Raw genomic sequence first — 13,701 nt, 5'->3', positions numbered from 1 at the left:
ATCAGCCGCACCCGACCGCGACGGCCCCGGCGATGAGTTTCTCGCGCCGGGGCCGTCCTAGTTGCGATGACAGGCCCCGCATCCCCCGGCACGATGCGCTTCTCGATCCGCGGGCCGCTCGCACGCGACGACCTGCCGGCGCTCTACGACCGCTTCTGCGCGCTCGTCGGCGAGCACGCCCCGGCGCGGGTCCTCTGCGACGTCGCCGGCGTCGCGCCCGACGCGGTCGCGGTCGACGCGCTCGCGCGGATGCAGCTCGCCGCCCGCCGCGCGAACTGCACCGTCACGCTGACGGGGATGGAGGGCGAGCTGCGGGCGCTGGTCGCGCTGATGGGGCTGACGAACGTGCTCGTGAGCGAGCCGCGCCCGCCCGCCGAGCCGCGGCCGCCCTAGAGGGCCGGGTCGGGCGCGCCGGCCGGCAGCCGCAGCGGCAGCCCGAGCAGCGGGAACAGCGAGGCGACGTCGAGGAAGATCGCGAACTCGCCGATGCGGCCGTCCTTCAGCTCGAGCACCTGCAGGCCCCACGCCGCGTGACCGTCGCCGTCGCTCGCTCTGCGGTACTGCGCGAAGGCCGGCGAGCCGTTGACCGGCGGCAGCGCGACCATCCGCGAGCCGACGCAGCCGAGCCCCGGGCCGAACCACCACGTCATGATGTCGGCGCGGCCGCGCAGCCACAGCTCGTACGGCGGCATCGACTGCGCCGCGTCCTCCTGGATCAGCGCGGTCAGCTGCTCGATGTCGTAGGCCTCGAACGCCTGCACGTAGTCGGCCAGCAGCCTGCGATCGTCGTCGTCGAGGTCGGCGGCGGCCTTGCCGGGCTGCAGCTCGTTCGCGTCGATCGTCGCGCGCGCCCGCTGCAGCGCGCTGTTGACCGAGGCGACGCTGGTGTCCAGCAGCTCGGCCGCCTCGGCCGCCTTCCAGCGCAGCACCTCGCAGAGGATCAGCGCGGCGCGCTGGCGCGGCGGCAGGTGCTGGAGCGCGGCGACGAAGGCGAGTCGCAGCGTCTCACGCGACTCGGCGACGGCGGCCGGATCGTCCTCGGCGCTGGTGACGAGGCTGTCGGGGACCGGCTCGACCCACTCGATCGCGGAGCGCTGCCCGCCGATCGGGCCCTCCGGGTTGTAGGCCGGGCCGAGATCCATCGGCCGCGCCCGCCGCTTGCGCCCGTCGAGCATGTCGAGGCAGACGTTCGTCGCGATCCGGTAGAGCCACGAGCGCAGCTGCGCCCGCCCCTCGAAGCGGTCGAGCGCTCTCCACGCGCGCAGCAGTGTCTCCTGCACCGCGTCCTCGGCCTCGAACGGCGAGCCGAGCATCCGGTAGCAGTAGGCCGTCAGCTCGCGCCGGTGGCGTTCGAGCGCCGCGAAGTCCGGCGTGGTCTGGAGCGTGCCGCCTTCCACTGTTCGTCAGCCTACCCCGCCGAGCCGACGGGCTCCACCGCGACCGGCGCGAGAGCCACCGGGATGCCGTTGAGGACGGCGTTGCCGGAGAGCGGGTCGACCAGCAGCTCGTCGGCGAGCAGGTTGGCGTTGACGCCGCCGGCGGCCGCGGCGCGGCGCCAGCCGACGCCGTCGACGCCGTGGCCCCAGCCGTGCGGGATCGAGACGACGCCGGGCATGATGCCGTCGTCCAGCTGCGCCGGCAGCTCGATCTCCCCCACGCGCGAGCGCACGCGCACCGGGGCGCCGTCGCGCAGGCCGAGGCGGGCGGCGTCGTCGGGGTGCAGCAGCGCGGTGCAGCGGCCGGGGCCGCCGGCCAGCAGCGGCAGGTTGTGCATCCACGAGTTGTTCGAGCGCAGGTCGCGACGGCCGACGAGCACCATCGGGCGCTCCGCGCCGCCGGCCTCGGCCTCCGCCTCGGCGAGCGCCTGCTCCAGCCGCGGCAGGTCGGCGACGACCCGCTGCGGCGCCAGCTCGACCGTCCCGCTCGCCGTCCGCAGCGCCGCCGGCAGCCGCGGCTCCAGCGGACCGAGGTCGATCCCGTGCGGCGCCGCCTCCAGCGCCGCCAGCGACAGGCCGCCCGGTGCCGCGCCGAAGTGGTCGCCGTAGGGCCCCGTCCGCAGCATCGCGTCGAGCAGCCGCTCGGGGCCGCGGCGCGGCGCCAGCGCGGCCAGCAGCTGCTGCGGGTCGCGGCCGGCGACCGGCGAGGAGGGGTCGGCCGCGTCGCGCCGCACCAGCTCCAGCGCGACGAAGTCGTCGAGCGCGTCGACGTCGATCGCCGGCCCCTGGCCGGTGACGATCCCGGTCAGCGCCAGCAGCGTCCGCCACTCGTCCTGCAGCCCGGCGGGCAGCGGCAGCAGCGGCGGCGAGTAGTTGGCGACGTTGCGGACCGCGAAGCCGTACAGCGCGATGTCGTAGTGGGAGCGCTCCAGCGGCGAGGGCGCCGGCAGGATCACGTCGGCGTGGCGGCTCGTCTCGGTCACGTAGAGGTCGAGCGAGACGACGAAGTCCAGCGACGCGAGCGCCGCGTCGAGGCGGGCGCTGTTGGGCGTCGAGACGACCGGGTTGCCGGCGAGCGTGATCAGCGCGCGCACCTGGCCCTCGCCGGGCGTCTCGATCTCCTCCGCCAGGCAGGCGACCGGCAGCTCGCCGAAGACCTCCTCCAGCCCGCGCACGCGGCTGGCCCAGCGCCCGACGCGCGCGCCGCGGCCGCTGCCGGGCGTGCCGCGGACGTTGGCGCCGCCGGTCGCCGGCAGCGGGAACATCGCGCCGCCGGGCTCGTCGAGGTTGCCCGTCAGCACGTTGAGGACGTCGATCAGCCACGAGGCGGTCGTGCCGAACGTCTGCGTCGTCGTGCCCATGCGGCCGTAGACGACGGCCCGCTCGGCGGCGGCCAGCTCGCGCGCGAGGCGGCGGATCGTCGCCGCGTCGATCCCGACCGCCGGCGCGACCAGCTCGGGCGTGAACGGCTGCAGCAGCTCGCGCAGCTCGTCGAGCCCGCTGAGGTGCGGCGTCAGCCGCCCGGGTCTCACCAGCCGCTCCGCGAACAGCGTCGCCGCCATCGCCGCCAGCAGCAGCGCGTCGCCGCCGGGGCGGATCGGGAGGTGCTCGTCGGCGACCTCGGCGGTGCGGGAGCGGCGCGGGTCGACCACGACGACGCGCCCGCCGCGGCGCTGGATCGCGCGCAGCCGGCCGCGCACGTCCGGCGCGGTCATCAGCGAGCCGTTGGAGACGAGCGGGTTGGCGCCGAGCAGCAGCAGGTGGTCGGTGCGGTCGAGGTCGGGGACGGCGACCGTCAGCCCGCCGCCGAACAGCAGCGCCGAGGCGAGCTGCTTCGGGTACTGGTCGACGGTGCTGGCGGAGTAGACGTTTCTGCTCCCGAGCGCCTTCGCCAGCACGCGGCCGTAGAGCGGCGCCGACAGGTTGTGGACGCTCGGGTTGCCGATGTAGAGCGCGACCGCGTCGCGGCCGCCGCGCTCCTGCACGCCGCGCAGGCCGGCGTCGATCGCGGCGAGCGCCTGCTCCCACGTGCACGGCTCCAGCTCGCCGGCGTCGTTGCGCCGCAGCGGCGTGCGCAGCCGGTCGGGGTCGTCGTGCAGCTGCGGCAGCGACAGCGCCTTCGGGCAGACGTAGCCGTGCGAGAAGACGTCCTGCTCGTCACCGCGCACGCGCGTGACGGCGCCGTCGTCCTCGACCGTCAGCTCCAGCCCGCAGGTCGCCTCGCACAGCGGGCAGGTCCGGAATGCGGTGCGGCTCATCGGCCGACCCTACTCCCGTGCGCGCGCGGCTGCACGGCTTCGCGTCAGGAGCCGGTCAGCCGCCCCGCGGCGCCGCGCCGGGCGCGCCCGCCCGTGCAGGGCGGGCGCGTACGCGCGTACCTACTTGCGCTGCTTGCGGTGACCGTCGAAGGAGATCACCTGCTGGATCCCGCTCGGGCGGTTCGTGTAGCGGATCGTCGTCGTGAAGATCCCGGGCGCGAATCTGATCCGCTCGGCGGTCGCGTCCGAGGTCCACGTGTCCGGATCCTCGCTGCCTCTGGCGGCGGCGAGCGCGGCGCCGGCCTGGTCGAGCGCGCTCCAGACGGAGGCGCGGCAGGCGGCGAGATCGCCCCCACCGCAGAATCTGGTCGCGAACGGCGAGCGGAATCTCGTCCCCGTCAGCGCGCGCAGGTCCTTGTCGACGTAGTTGATGCGGCCACCGGTGAAGCCGCTGGTGGTCGCGTTCGTTCTGCCCGCGAGGCCGATCAGCTGCGTGTTGAGGTCGGCGCCGAGCACCGGCGTCAGGACCGCGTCGGCCAGCAGCGGATAGAACGTGTCCATGATCACCGGCGCCGCGCCGGCGTCCATCAGGCCGTTGAGGTCGCGGTCGAGGCGGCTGGAGCCGGACGCGCGCCAGGCGCGCAGCAGGTCGTACATCCGCTGCGCCCGCCAGCTCGGGGCCGGCGTGTTCGCCAGCAGCGCGTGGACGCCGTCGAGCAGCGGGCCCTGGACGCGCAGGTCCTGCGTCGCCGCCGCGTTCATCGCCGACGTGACGGAGGCGAGGTCGTGCTTCTCTCTCTTCGCGATCCCGGCCCGCAGCATCGCGACGCGCTGGGTCGAGCCCTGCTCCCAGTTGTCGTCGGCGGAGCCGAAGCCGGCCGCCGGCTTGTTGTTCCAGTTGATCAGCGCGCCCGACTTCGGGTTCGCGACGTGCGGATGGTCCTTCGCGGCCAGCCAGCCCTTCCACTCGTACTCGCCGGTGCCCTTCGTCGGCAGGCGCGGGTCGACGCGCTTGTCGCGCAGCGGCAGCGCGCCGGTCGAGTACATCGCGATGTCCTTGTCGTCGGCGTAGCCGACGTTGAACGTGAACGGCGAGGTCGCGGCCGCGTCGTAGAACGATCTGACGCCCGTCACCGTGCCGTCGGTGAAGCGCTTGAAGGCGATCTGCCAGGCGATGTCCTGGCCGTAGCTGGAGCGCTTGAACGAGATCGCGACGCGCTTGCCGCCGGCTCTCGCGTAGCCGAGCACCGGGCCGTGGACGGTGCGGTAGAAGACGACCGGCCCTCTGGTCAGGATCGTGCCGGCGTTGATCCGCTCCATCGCGCGGCATCTGCCCTTGTAGCGGTACTTCGTGTCCGAGCCGCCGCAGAGCGTCTCGACGAACTGGTCGTTCGTGTCCGAGCCGGCCGAGGTCAGCGACCAGGCGAAGTCCTGCCCGCGGCCGATCAGGATGTTGCCGGCGCCGCCGGGCATCGCCGCGCCGCGCGCCTCGATCCCCGGCGCCTTCAGGTCCATCTCCAGCGTCAGGCCCGGGTAGAAGTAGCCGATCTGCGGGCCGCCGACGAACAGCGGGTGGCCGGTCGTGGAGCGGTTCGCGGACAGGATCAGGAAGTTCGACATGTTTCTGTGCGCGCGCGTCGCGTTGGCGGTCGCGGCGACGCCGGCCTGCGTCATCGAGCCGTTGTCGACGACGACGCTGCCGGGCGTTCTGCCGGCCGGCACCTGCTCGTACGGGAAGCGCTTGGAGATCGTCACCGGCGTGTCGTCGTCGACGTGCTCGCTGAGGTCGTTCCACACCTGCGTACCCTTCTCGGTCCCGAGCTTCTTGCGCAGGCCGTCGAGCAGCATCGCGCGGCGCGTCTCGTCGCCGCCGCCCTGGCCGAAGATCTGGCCGGCGAGCGCGTTGAGCGAGTAGACGTCGACGCGCGTGTACGGCTCGACCGACGAGCCCTCGAATCTGAGCCGGGCGTTCATGCCGGCGACGTAGGCGTCGACGTCTCTCAGCAGCGCTCTGCCCTCGGCGCCGCGTCTGAGCAGCGCGGAGGTCTGCTCTCTGTCGATGATCTTGTCGGCCTGCGCGCTCGGCTTGACCGCCGTCAGCGTCGTCACGAGCCCGAAGGCGCTGATGCCGGGCGCGTCGAGCGCGGCGAAGCGGGCCGGGTAGCGGCCGGCGGCCAGCAGCAGCGCGCGGTCCTGCACGAGGATCCAGCCGGCGGCCCAGTCGAGGTCGATCCGGTTGCGGCCGGTGACGTGCGGGACGTTCTGCGCGTCGCGGACGATTCTGACGCCCTTGCGCGGCACCTTCTCCTCCGTGCACGGGCACTGGCCCGCGGTGCCGAAGGTCTCCGGCTTGAAGTACTTCGTCAGGTCGCCGTCGGTGACCTGGTCGAACAACGGCGTGAGGCCGTCGTACATTCTCGCCTGGTCAGACGAGGCCGGCGGCGCGCCGATCCCGCCCCACTGGCCCGACGGGATCACGTTCAACGCTGTGCCGGCGTAGTCCTTGGCGGACGCGACGGCCGGCAGCGACAGCAGGGCAGCGGCGCTCAATGCGAGCACGCGCCCCGCGGGGGGACATCTCCTCATCCCCCGACCGTAAACAGAACGGCCACTGCACTTCCAGTCCCGCTGATTGCACATTTGTCCCGGTCGTTGGACGCGGCGGCCAGTCGCCGCCGCGTCCATGCGCCAGCTTTCTAGGCTCTGCCGGCCGCGCGGCGGTAGCGCGCGACCGCCAGCGGAGCGAAGATCGCGATCAGCACCGCGGACCACACGAACCCGCCCCAGACGCTGTTCCCGGCCGGTGCGCCGAGCCACAGCGAGCGCATCGCGTCGACGACGATCGTGAACGGGTTGACGTCCGCGAACCACTTCAGCGCCGCCGGCATCGAGTCGACCGGGACGAACGCCGACGAGATGAAGGTCAGCGGGAAGACCGCGATGAAGCCGAGCGAGTTGGCCGCCTCCGGCGAGGAGACGACCAGGCCCAGCAGCGCGAAGATCCACGAGAAGGCGTAGCCGAAGGCGAGCAGCAGCAGGAAGCCGAGCAGCACCTCGCCGATGCTGGAGTGGAACGAGAAGCCGATGATCAGGCCGGTCACGAGCAGCACCAGCACCGACAGCGCGTTCGTGACGACGTCAGCCAGCGTGCGGCCGGCGAGCACCGCCGCGCGCGCCATCGGCAGCGAGCGGAAGCGGTCGATCAGCCCCTTGCTGAGGTCCTCCGACAGCCCGAGCGCCGTCACGAAGCCGCCGAAGGCGATGTTCTGGACGATGATGCCGGGGATCAGGAAGTCGACGTAGTCGTAGCCCGGCGTCGTGATCGCGCCGCCGAAGACGTAGACGAACAGCAGCACGAACATGACCGGCTGGACGGTGAACGCCAGCAGCAGGTCGGGCGAGCGCGGCAGCCGCACCAGGTTGCGCTCGGCGATCACGAGCGTGTCGGAAACGAGCCGCCTCATTGCTGCTTCTCCTCGTCGTCGGCCGCCTCGGCCGCGTGGCCGGTGAGCGTCAGGAACACGTCGTCGAGCGTCGGGCGGCGCAGGCCGAGGTCGTCGACGCCGAGGCCGGCGGCCTTCAACCGCTCGACCGCGTCCACGATCACACCGCGCCGCTCGCGCACGGTCAGCTTCACGATGCCGTCCTCGACCACCGGCCGCTCGGCCGCCAGCGGCGTCAGCGCCGCGACCGCCGCCTCGACCTGAGCCGGGTCGTCCAGCGTCACCTCCAGCCGCTCGCCGCCGACGCGGTCCTTCAGCTCGTCCGAGGTGCCCTCGGCGATCACCGTGCCGCGGTCGATCACCGCGATCTTGTCGGCGAGGCGGTCGGCCTCGTCGAGGTACTGGGTCGTCAGCAGCACGGTCGTGCCGTCGGCGACCAGCTCCTCGATCGTCCCCCACAGGCCGAGGCGGCTGCGCGGGTCCAGCCCCGTCGTCGGCTCGTCGAGGAAGACGATCTGCGGTCTCGCGACGAGCGCGGCCGCGAGGTCGAGCCGGCGGCGCATGCCGCCGGAGTAGGTTCTGGCGACGCGCTTGGCGGCGTCGGTCAGGTCGAAGCGCGCCAGCAGCTCCGCCGCGCGCTCCTTCGCCTGCGCGCGCGACATGCCGTAGAGGCGGCCGACCATCGTCAGATTCTCGGCCCCGGTCAGGTTCTCGTCGACGGCCGCGTACTGGCCGGCGAGGCCGATCCGCTCGCGCAGCGCGGCCGCGTCGCGGACGGCGTCGAGCCCGGCGACGCGGATCTCGCCCGCGTCCGGCTTCAGCAGCGTCGTCAGCATCCGCACCGTCGTCGTCTTGCCGGCGCCGTTGGGGCCGAGCAGGCCGAGGACGGTGCCGGTCTCGACCGACAAGTCCACGCCGTCGACCGCGCGCACCTCCCCGAACGACTTGACAAGACCTCTGACGCTGATCGCGAGGTCTCCCGAGTGGGCCGTCACGGGTGGGTTCTCCATCTTCTGATTCTGCGCTTGCGATGGCATGCGCCGCATCGTATGACCGGTTTAGGCCAGATCGTGACCGCAATACCTGACATCGTTCGGCGCAGGATGACGGAGACCTCGGGACGACTGCTGAAGCTGCTCGCGCTGCTGCAGGCGAGGCGCGACTGGGCCGGTCAGGAGCTGGCAGACCGGCTCGGCGTCTCCTGCCGCACGATCCGCCGCGACGTCGAGCGGCTGCGCGAGCTGGGCTACCCGGTCGACGCGCTGACCGGGCCGACCGGCGGCTACCGCCTGCGCGCCGGCACGGCGATGCCGCCGCTGGTGCTCGACGACGACGAGACGGTCGCGGTCGCGGTGGGGTTGAGCGCCGCCGCCTCCACGTCGGTCGCGGGGATCGAGGAGACGTCGGTGCGCGCGCTGCTGAAGCTCGAGCAGGTGCTGCCGTCGCACCTGCGCCGGCGCGTGACCGCGCTGCGCTCGGCGACCGCGACCCCGGCCGTGACCGGGCCGACCGTCGACCCCGACCTGCTGACCGTGCTCGCCGCCGCCTGCCGCGACCGCGAGCGGCTGCGCTTCAGGTACGTCAGCCGCGACGGGGCAGAGAGCCGCCGCCAAGTCGAGCCGCACAGCCTCGTCAACCTCGGCCGCCGCTGGTACCTGGTCGCCTGGGACTGCGAGCGCAGAGACTGGCGCAGCTTCCGCCTCGACCGGCTGGAGCGGCCCGCGCCGGCCGGCGCCCGCTTCGCCCCGCGCGAGCTGCCCGGCGGCGATCCGGCGGCCTATGTGACCGAGGGGTTCAGCGCCGCGAAGCGGTTCGCGGCGGGCCAGCAGCGCTGGCAGGCGCGCGTGCGCCTGCGCGCGACCACGGCCGAGATGAACGCCCGCTTCCCGACGATCTGGGGCAGCTTCGAGGGCGTCGCCGACGGCTGCGAGTTCCGCACCAGCGGCGACGAGCTGGACTGGCTGGCGGTGCGGATCGTGATGCTCGGGGTGCCGTTCGAGGTCGTCGAGCCGCCCGAGCTGAGAGCCGCGTTCGCGACCTTGGCGGAGCGGTTCGCGGTCGCGGCGGGGTGAGGTCGTAAGCTCCCGCGCATGTCCCTGACTGGAGAGCACACCGTCGAGGTGGCGGCGCCGCGCGAGCGCTGCTACGAGATCGCCGCCGACCTGGAGCGGGCGCCCGAGTGGCAGTCGTCGCTCGTCTCGGTCGACGTGCTGGAGCGCGACGGCGAGGGCCGCCCGACGCTGGTCGAGACCGTCTCCGACGCGAAGATGAAGACGATCAGAGCGGTGCTGCGCTTCAGCTACGCGCCGCCGGAGCGGATCGACACGGTGCAGGAGAAGGGCGAGCTGAAGGCGCTCGTCGGCCGCTGGACGTTCGAGGCGATCGGCCCCGACCGCACGCGCGCGACGTACGCGCTCGAGGTCGATCCGGGGCGGATGCTCGGGATGCTGCTGCGAGGTCCCGCGGTCGATCGCGTCAGAGAGGTGCTGATCGAGCGGGCCGCCGAAGAGCTGAAGACGCGCGCCGAGCAGGGCTGACGCGCCGCCCGCTCGCCCCCGCGGCGGCGGACGATTTCAGGGAAGCACCCGATGTGCCGCCGCCGCGCCGCTGAGAGGCTGAGCGGATGGGATCTGCGAGCAGGGGCGCGTGCGTGGCGACGGCGGTGGCCGCCGGCGTCGCGCTGGCGGGGATGACGGCGGCCGACGCGGCGACGCGAGCCGCGGGCACCGGGTCGGGCGCGAGCGCGACGGCCGCGAGCGCGGCGGCGGCCCCGGCGGCAGACGGGCCGCTGTCGCTGGAGGTGAGCGGCGCGCCGCGGCAGGCGGTGCTGAAGACGCGGGCGCTGGTCGTGCGGGTGCGCTGCCCGCTGACGGCGTGCACCGCCGTCGCGAGCGCCCGCGCGAGACTGCCGCGCGCCGGGCTCGGCCTGCCGGCGATCACGATCCAGACCCCCGCGCGGACCGTGCGCTTGGGGAGCGACGTGCCGCGCACGCTGCGACTGCCGCTGAGCGAGCCGCAGCTGCGCGCGCTCGCCGGCCGCTTCGCGGGCGGCGTCCAGACGCGCCTGACCGTCCACGTGCGCGCCCACGACGACGCCGGCCACCACGCCGCGCGCGCCTTCGCGATCACGCCGACCTTCCCGGACGCATGATGCGGCGGACGCCCGCCAGCCGCGCGACGCCGGCCCGCCCCCGCGCGATGCCCGCCGCCAGCCGCGCGACGCCGGCCCGCCCCCGCGCGACGCCCGCCGCCAGCGACGCGACGCCGGCCCGCCGCGCCGCGTTCGTGCCGCTGCTCGCCGCCGCCGCAGCCCTCGCCTTCGCCGCGCCGGCCGCTCAGGCCGAGCCGGTCGCGATCGGGCCGGCCGACGCCGACGCCGCCAGCCCGCTCGCGCTCGCGATCGACGGCGCCGGCGGGACGACCGTCGCCTGGACGCACCTGAGCGCGCCGTGGATCGGCAGCGCGACGGTGCGCTCGCCCGGCTCGGCCGCGTTCGCGCCGCCGATCACGCTGCTGCCGGCCGACCAGCAGGGGCTGTTCAAGGCGCTCGCGGCCGGCACAGGCGGCGACAGCGCGATCCTCTTCCGCAAGGGGTACCTGAGCGGCGACGAGGCGGTGCGGGTGAAGCCGGCCGGCGCGGCGGCGTACGGCCTGCCGATCACCGCCGCGCCCGAGGCGGCCGGCCAGTTCATCGCCTCCGAGGCGCTCGCGGTCGACGCGCGCGGCGACGTCACGGTCGTCTGGCAGGAGGTCCGCCTCAGAGACACCAGGTCGACCGTCCTCGCCGCGACGCTGCCGGCCGGCGCGACGGCCTTCTCCGCGCCGGTGACCGTCGCGCCGTACGGCGGCCACGCGAACGAGGTGCATGTCGCCGTCGACGCGGCCGGCGCCGCGACCGCGACCTGGATCCGCGACCTCGGCGGTGCCAACCAGCCGGTCAGAGACGTCGTCCAGGCCTCCCACCGCGACGCCGGCGAGAGCGCCTGGTCGGCGCCGCAGAATCTCTCCGCCGACGGCAGCGGCGGCAGCTCCACGACCGACACGGCCGAGCACCCGCGCATCGCGGCGGGCCCTGAGGGCGGCGTGACGGTCGCCTGGATCGAGCTGACGAGCGGCCTCGCCGACATCGTCCAGGTCGCGCGGCGGCTGCCCGGCGCGGCGCGTTCGGCCCGGCGCAGACGCTCTCCGACCCGAGAGCCGACAACGGCGCGGCGAACGCCGAGCTGGCGGTCGACCCCGACGGCGACGCCGTCGTCGCGTGGGACGTCGCGCTCGCCGACATCACGATCGGCAGCCTGGTCATAACCGCGGTGCGCGCGGGCACGTCAGCGCAAGCCGGCGCGGCGCCGCGGGCCGGCGCCGCCCAGCCCGCCGCCGCACCGCCCCCGCCGCGACGGGTCCAGACGGCCTTCGCCGCCGCCGGCGCGGCGAGCTTCGGCGGCGCGGTCGACGTCAGCGACCCGAGCCACTACTCCGACCATCCGCACCTCACAGCCAATCCGCGCGGCGGCTTCGTGATGGAGTTCAACGCCGAGCCGGAGACGCTGGCCGAGCTGACGACGCGCGGCCCTGGTCCCGACTCGCGCTTCGGGCCGGTCCGCACGCTCGTCACGGCCTACAACCCGCAGCTTGCGGTCGGGCCCGACGGCGACGCGACAATCGCCTGGACGAGAGACAGAGTCCCCTACATCGCCGACGCCGACGCGACCGCGCCGACGGCGGACGGGCTGCAGGTGCCCGAGCGCGCCTTCGCCGGCGAGCCGGTGACCGTGTCGGTGCTGCCGCACGACCGCCTCTCGCCGCTGGCCCCCACCGCCTGGGAGTTCGGCGACGGCGCCGGCGCGAGCGGCGACACCGCCTCGCACGCCTACGCCGAGCCGGGCCTGAAGCGGGTGACGGTGACCGTCGCCGACGTGCTCGGCAACGGCGCCTCCTTCACGCGCACGATCGCGATCGTCGCGCCGCCGGTCGAGCCCGGCAGAGGCCAGCCGGGCGGCGGCAGAGCGAGACGGCCGGCGCCGCGGATCACGCGCGCGTCGCTGTCGCCCAGACGCGTGCGACCGGCCCATCGCGGCGGCCTGCTGATCGCCAGACGCGCGGGCAGAACGGGCACGCGGCTGCGCTTCCGCACGAGCGACCCCGGCACCGTCGCGCTGACGCTCGTGCGCGTGCTGCCCGGCCGCCGCACGGGCAGAGCGCATCGCTGCTCGACCCGCGCCCGCAGCGGCAGACGCTGCACGGTCACGAGAACGATCGCGCGCGACTCCAAGCGGGTCAGAGCGGGCGTCGTGACGCTGCTGCTGAGCGGCCGCGCGAAAGGACACCCGCTCCCCCGCGGCGACTACCGCCTGCAGCTGCGGCTGACGAACGCGGCCAGAGCCAGGAGCGCGGTCGTGACGCTGAGACTGAAGGTGACGAGATGAGCGGCGCCGGTGCCACCGCGGGTCGCGGCGGCACCGGCGCCAGCTCAGCCGATCAGCAGGTCGTGTTGCTGACGCAGATCGGGATCGGGATCGAACGGCTCCAGTTCGTCGAGCTGCCCGGCACGCTCGCCTGGACGTCGTAGACGCCTCTCGTCGACGGCACCGTCACGGTCGCCTCGCCACTGGAGTTGGTGACCGCGGTCGCGCCGCCGATGCTGACCGTGTAGCCGGCCGGGTTGGTCGCGGGGCTCGGCGGGATGATCCAGTGGTTGGGATCGTTGGGGTCCTGCGTGCCGAAGATGTCGGTCGGACGGTAGGCCGTCAGTCTCACCGTCAGCGTTCTGCCGAGTCTGACGCTGCCCGTCGCCGGCGTCACCCGGTTCAGGAAGACCGGGATCGAGTCCGGTATGAAGTCCGGCGAGGCGCCCGACACGCCGGCCTGCCACAGCACCGTGTCGCCGTCGGCGAGGTGCAGGTCGCAGCCGCCCCAGTCGGCGTAGTTGTTGTTGTCGTAGAGGATCCAGTACTCGCTGTTCGGCGACCAGGTGTGCGACTCGCCGGCGAGCGTCTCGACGTACGTCTGCTTGTCCCAGTTGCCTCTCAGCGCCAGCTCGGTCGCCTGATAGGCGGTGTCGTCGGCGCATCTGTACGGCAGCGAGCCGACGTTGTTCCACGTGTGCGCCGTTCTCGTCCCGTCACCGATCGTGACGGTCGTCTGCGACAGCAGCGTGCCGCTTCTGCCCTCGACCCGCACCGTCACGTTGGCGGCGAGCGCCGACGGCGCCGCGATCGCGCACGCCGAGGCGGCAAGCGCGGCGGTCAGCAGTGTGCGCGCCCCGCGCGCGCCGTTCCAGCTGGACATGAGTCCCCCTTCGTTGGTTGGCAAGCTCTTCCTCAGCGCGCCGCGCGGCGGGCGCTCGTGCGTCTGGCGTGCGCGCGGCGGGCTCGTCTGGGCTGCTTCGCGCGCTTCGCCTTCGCCCGTCTGGTCTTCGCCTTCGCTCTCGGCTTCGCCCGTCTCGGCTTCGCGTCGCGGCCGCGGAGGCCGCGCGCGCCGGCCGGGCCGGCGGGACCGGTCGGGCCGGTCGCCCCAGTCGGGCCGCTCGCGCCGGTCACGCCGGCCGGTCCGGCCGGGCCCGAGCCG

At 74.1% G+C, this 13,701-nt stretch carries 12 protein-coding genes and 1 pseudogene; 6 read left to right on the top strand and 7 right to left on the bottom strand.

Translation table 11 applies throughout. The annotated features are described in order from the left end of the window. The first annotated feature begins 66 nt into the window (after positions 1–66). The gene (locus Q7L73_RS00065) at positions 67–393 is read left to right on the top strand and encodes an STAS domain-containing protein (RefSeq protein WP_304687902.1); all 327 of its coding nucleotides are present in this window, start codon (positions 67–69) and stop codon (positions 391–393) included. On the opposite strand, the gene Q7L73_RS00060 is transcribed toward Q7L73_RS00065, so the two are convergent. The 5 genes from Q7L73_RS00060 to Q7L73_RS00040 form a co-directional block, all read right to left on the bottom strand. Continuing rightward, positions 390–1,397, bottom strand: coding sequence for a sigma-70 family RNA polymerase sigma factor (locus Q7L73_RS00060; protein WP_304687900.1), 1,008 nt, complete (start codon positions 1,395–1,397; stop codon positions 390–392). The genes Q7L73_RS00065 and Q7L73_RS00060 overlap by 4 nt on opposite strands. Positions 1,398–1,408: 11 nt before the next feature. After that, positions 1,409–3,694, bottom strand: a complete 2,286-nt coding sequence (locus Q7L73_RS00055; RefSeq protein ID WP_304687898.1) for a molybdopterin-dependent oxidoreductase — start codon at positions 3,692–3,694, stop codon at positions 1,409–1,411. Between the two features lie 120 nt (positions 3,695–3,814). Next, complete coding sequence (locus Q7L73_RS00050) at positions 3,815–6,280, bottom strand: penicillin acylase family protein (protein WP_304687896.1); 2,466 nt, start codon at positions 6,278–6,280, stop codon at positions 3,815–3,817. Positions 6,281–6,390: 110 nt separating this feature from the next. Continuing rightward, entirely contained in the window at positions 6,391–7,158 is a 768-nt protein-coding gene (locus Q7L73_RS00045; protein WP_304687894.1) for an ABC transporter permease, read from the bottom strand. Continuing rightward, positions 7,155–8,147: an ATP-binding cassette domain-containing protein gene (locus Q7L73_RS00040; protein ID WP_304687892.1), complete on the bottom strand. Its 993-nt coding sequence runs from the start codon at positions 8,145–8,147 to the stop codon at positions 7,155–7,157. The genes Q7L73_RS00045 and Q7L73_RS00040 overlap by 4 nt, the downstream gene beginning before the upstream one ends. Positions 8,148–8,240: 93 nt before the next feature. Here Q7L73_RS00040 and Q7L73_RS00035 point away from each other — a divergent pair, with 93 nt between their 5' ends. The 5 genes from Q7L73_RS00035 (at position 8,241) to Q7L73_RS00015 (ending at position 12,560) form a co-directional block, all read left to right on the top strand. After that, positions 8,241–9,209, top strand: a complete 969-nt coding sequence (locus tag Q7L73_RS00035; protein ID WP_304687891.1) for a YafY family protein — start codon at positions 8,241–8,243, stop codon at positions 9,207–9,209. A gap of 18 nt (positions 9,210–9,227) precedes the next feature. Continuing rightward, the gene (locus Q7L73_RS00030; RefSeq protein ID WP_304687889.1) at positions 9,228–9,674 is read left to right on the top strand and encodes a type II toxin-antitoxin system RatA family toxin; all 447 of its coding nucleotides are present in this window, start codon (positions 9,228–9,230) and stop codon (positions 9,672–9,674) included. Between the two features lie 113 nt (positions 9,675–9,787). Continuing rightward, on the top strand, positions 9,788–10,288 hold the full coding sequence (locus tag Q7L73_RS00025) for a hypothetical protein (RefSeq protein WP_304687887.1): 501 nt from the start codon (positions 9,788–9,790) through the stop codon (positions 10,286–10,288). After that, positions 10,285–11,442 (top strand): hypothetical protein, encoded by a 1,158-nt coding sequence (locus tag Q7L73_RS00020; RefSeq protein WP_304715468.1) that lies wholly within the window; start codon positions 10,285–10,287, stop codon positions 11,440–11,442. The genes Q7L73_RS00025 and Q7L73_RS00020 overlap by 4 nt, the downstream gene beginning before the upstream one ends. 5 nt (positions 11,443–11,447) lie before the next feature. Further along, on the top strand, positions 11,448–12,560 hold the full coding sequence (locus Q7L73_RS00015) for a PKD domain-containing protein (RefSeq protein WP_304696287.1): 1,113 nt from the start codon (positions 11,448–11,450) through the stop codon (positions 12,558–12,560). A 52-nt stretch (positions 12,561–12,612) separates the two neighbouring features. Here Q7L73_RS00015 and Q7L73_RS00010 read toward each other — a convergent pair whose 3' ends face one another. After that, a complete protein-coding gene (locus Q7L73_RS00010) occupies positions 12,613–13,422 on the bottom strand; it encodes a hypothetical protein (protein WP_304696288.1) in 810 nt (269 codons plus the stop codon). A gap of 32 nt (positions 13,423–13,454) precedes the next feature. Beyond that, positions 13,455–13,701 (bottom strand): annotated as a pseudogene (locus tag Q7L73_RS00005) (hypothetical protein); the annotation flags it as partial.

Source organism: Conexibacter sp. CPCC 205762, assembly GCF_030646155.1.
Taxonomy (GTDB): domain Bacteria; phylum Actinomycetota; class Thermoleophilia; order Solirubrobacterales; family Solirubrobacteraceae; genus Conexibacter.
This window is presented reverse-complemented; position numbering and strand designations above follow the sequence as displayed.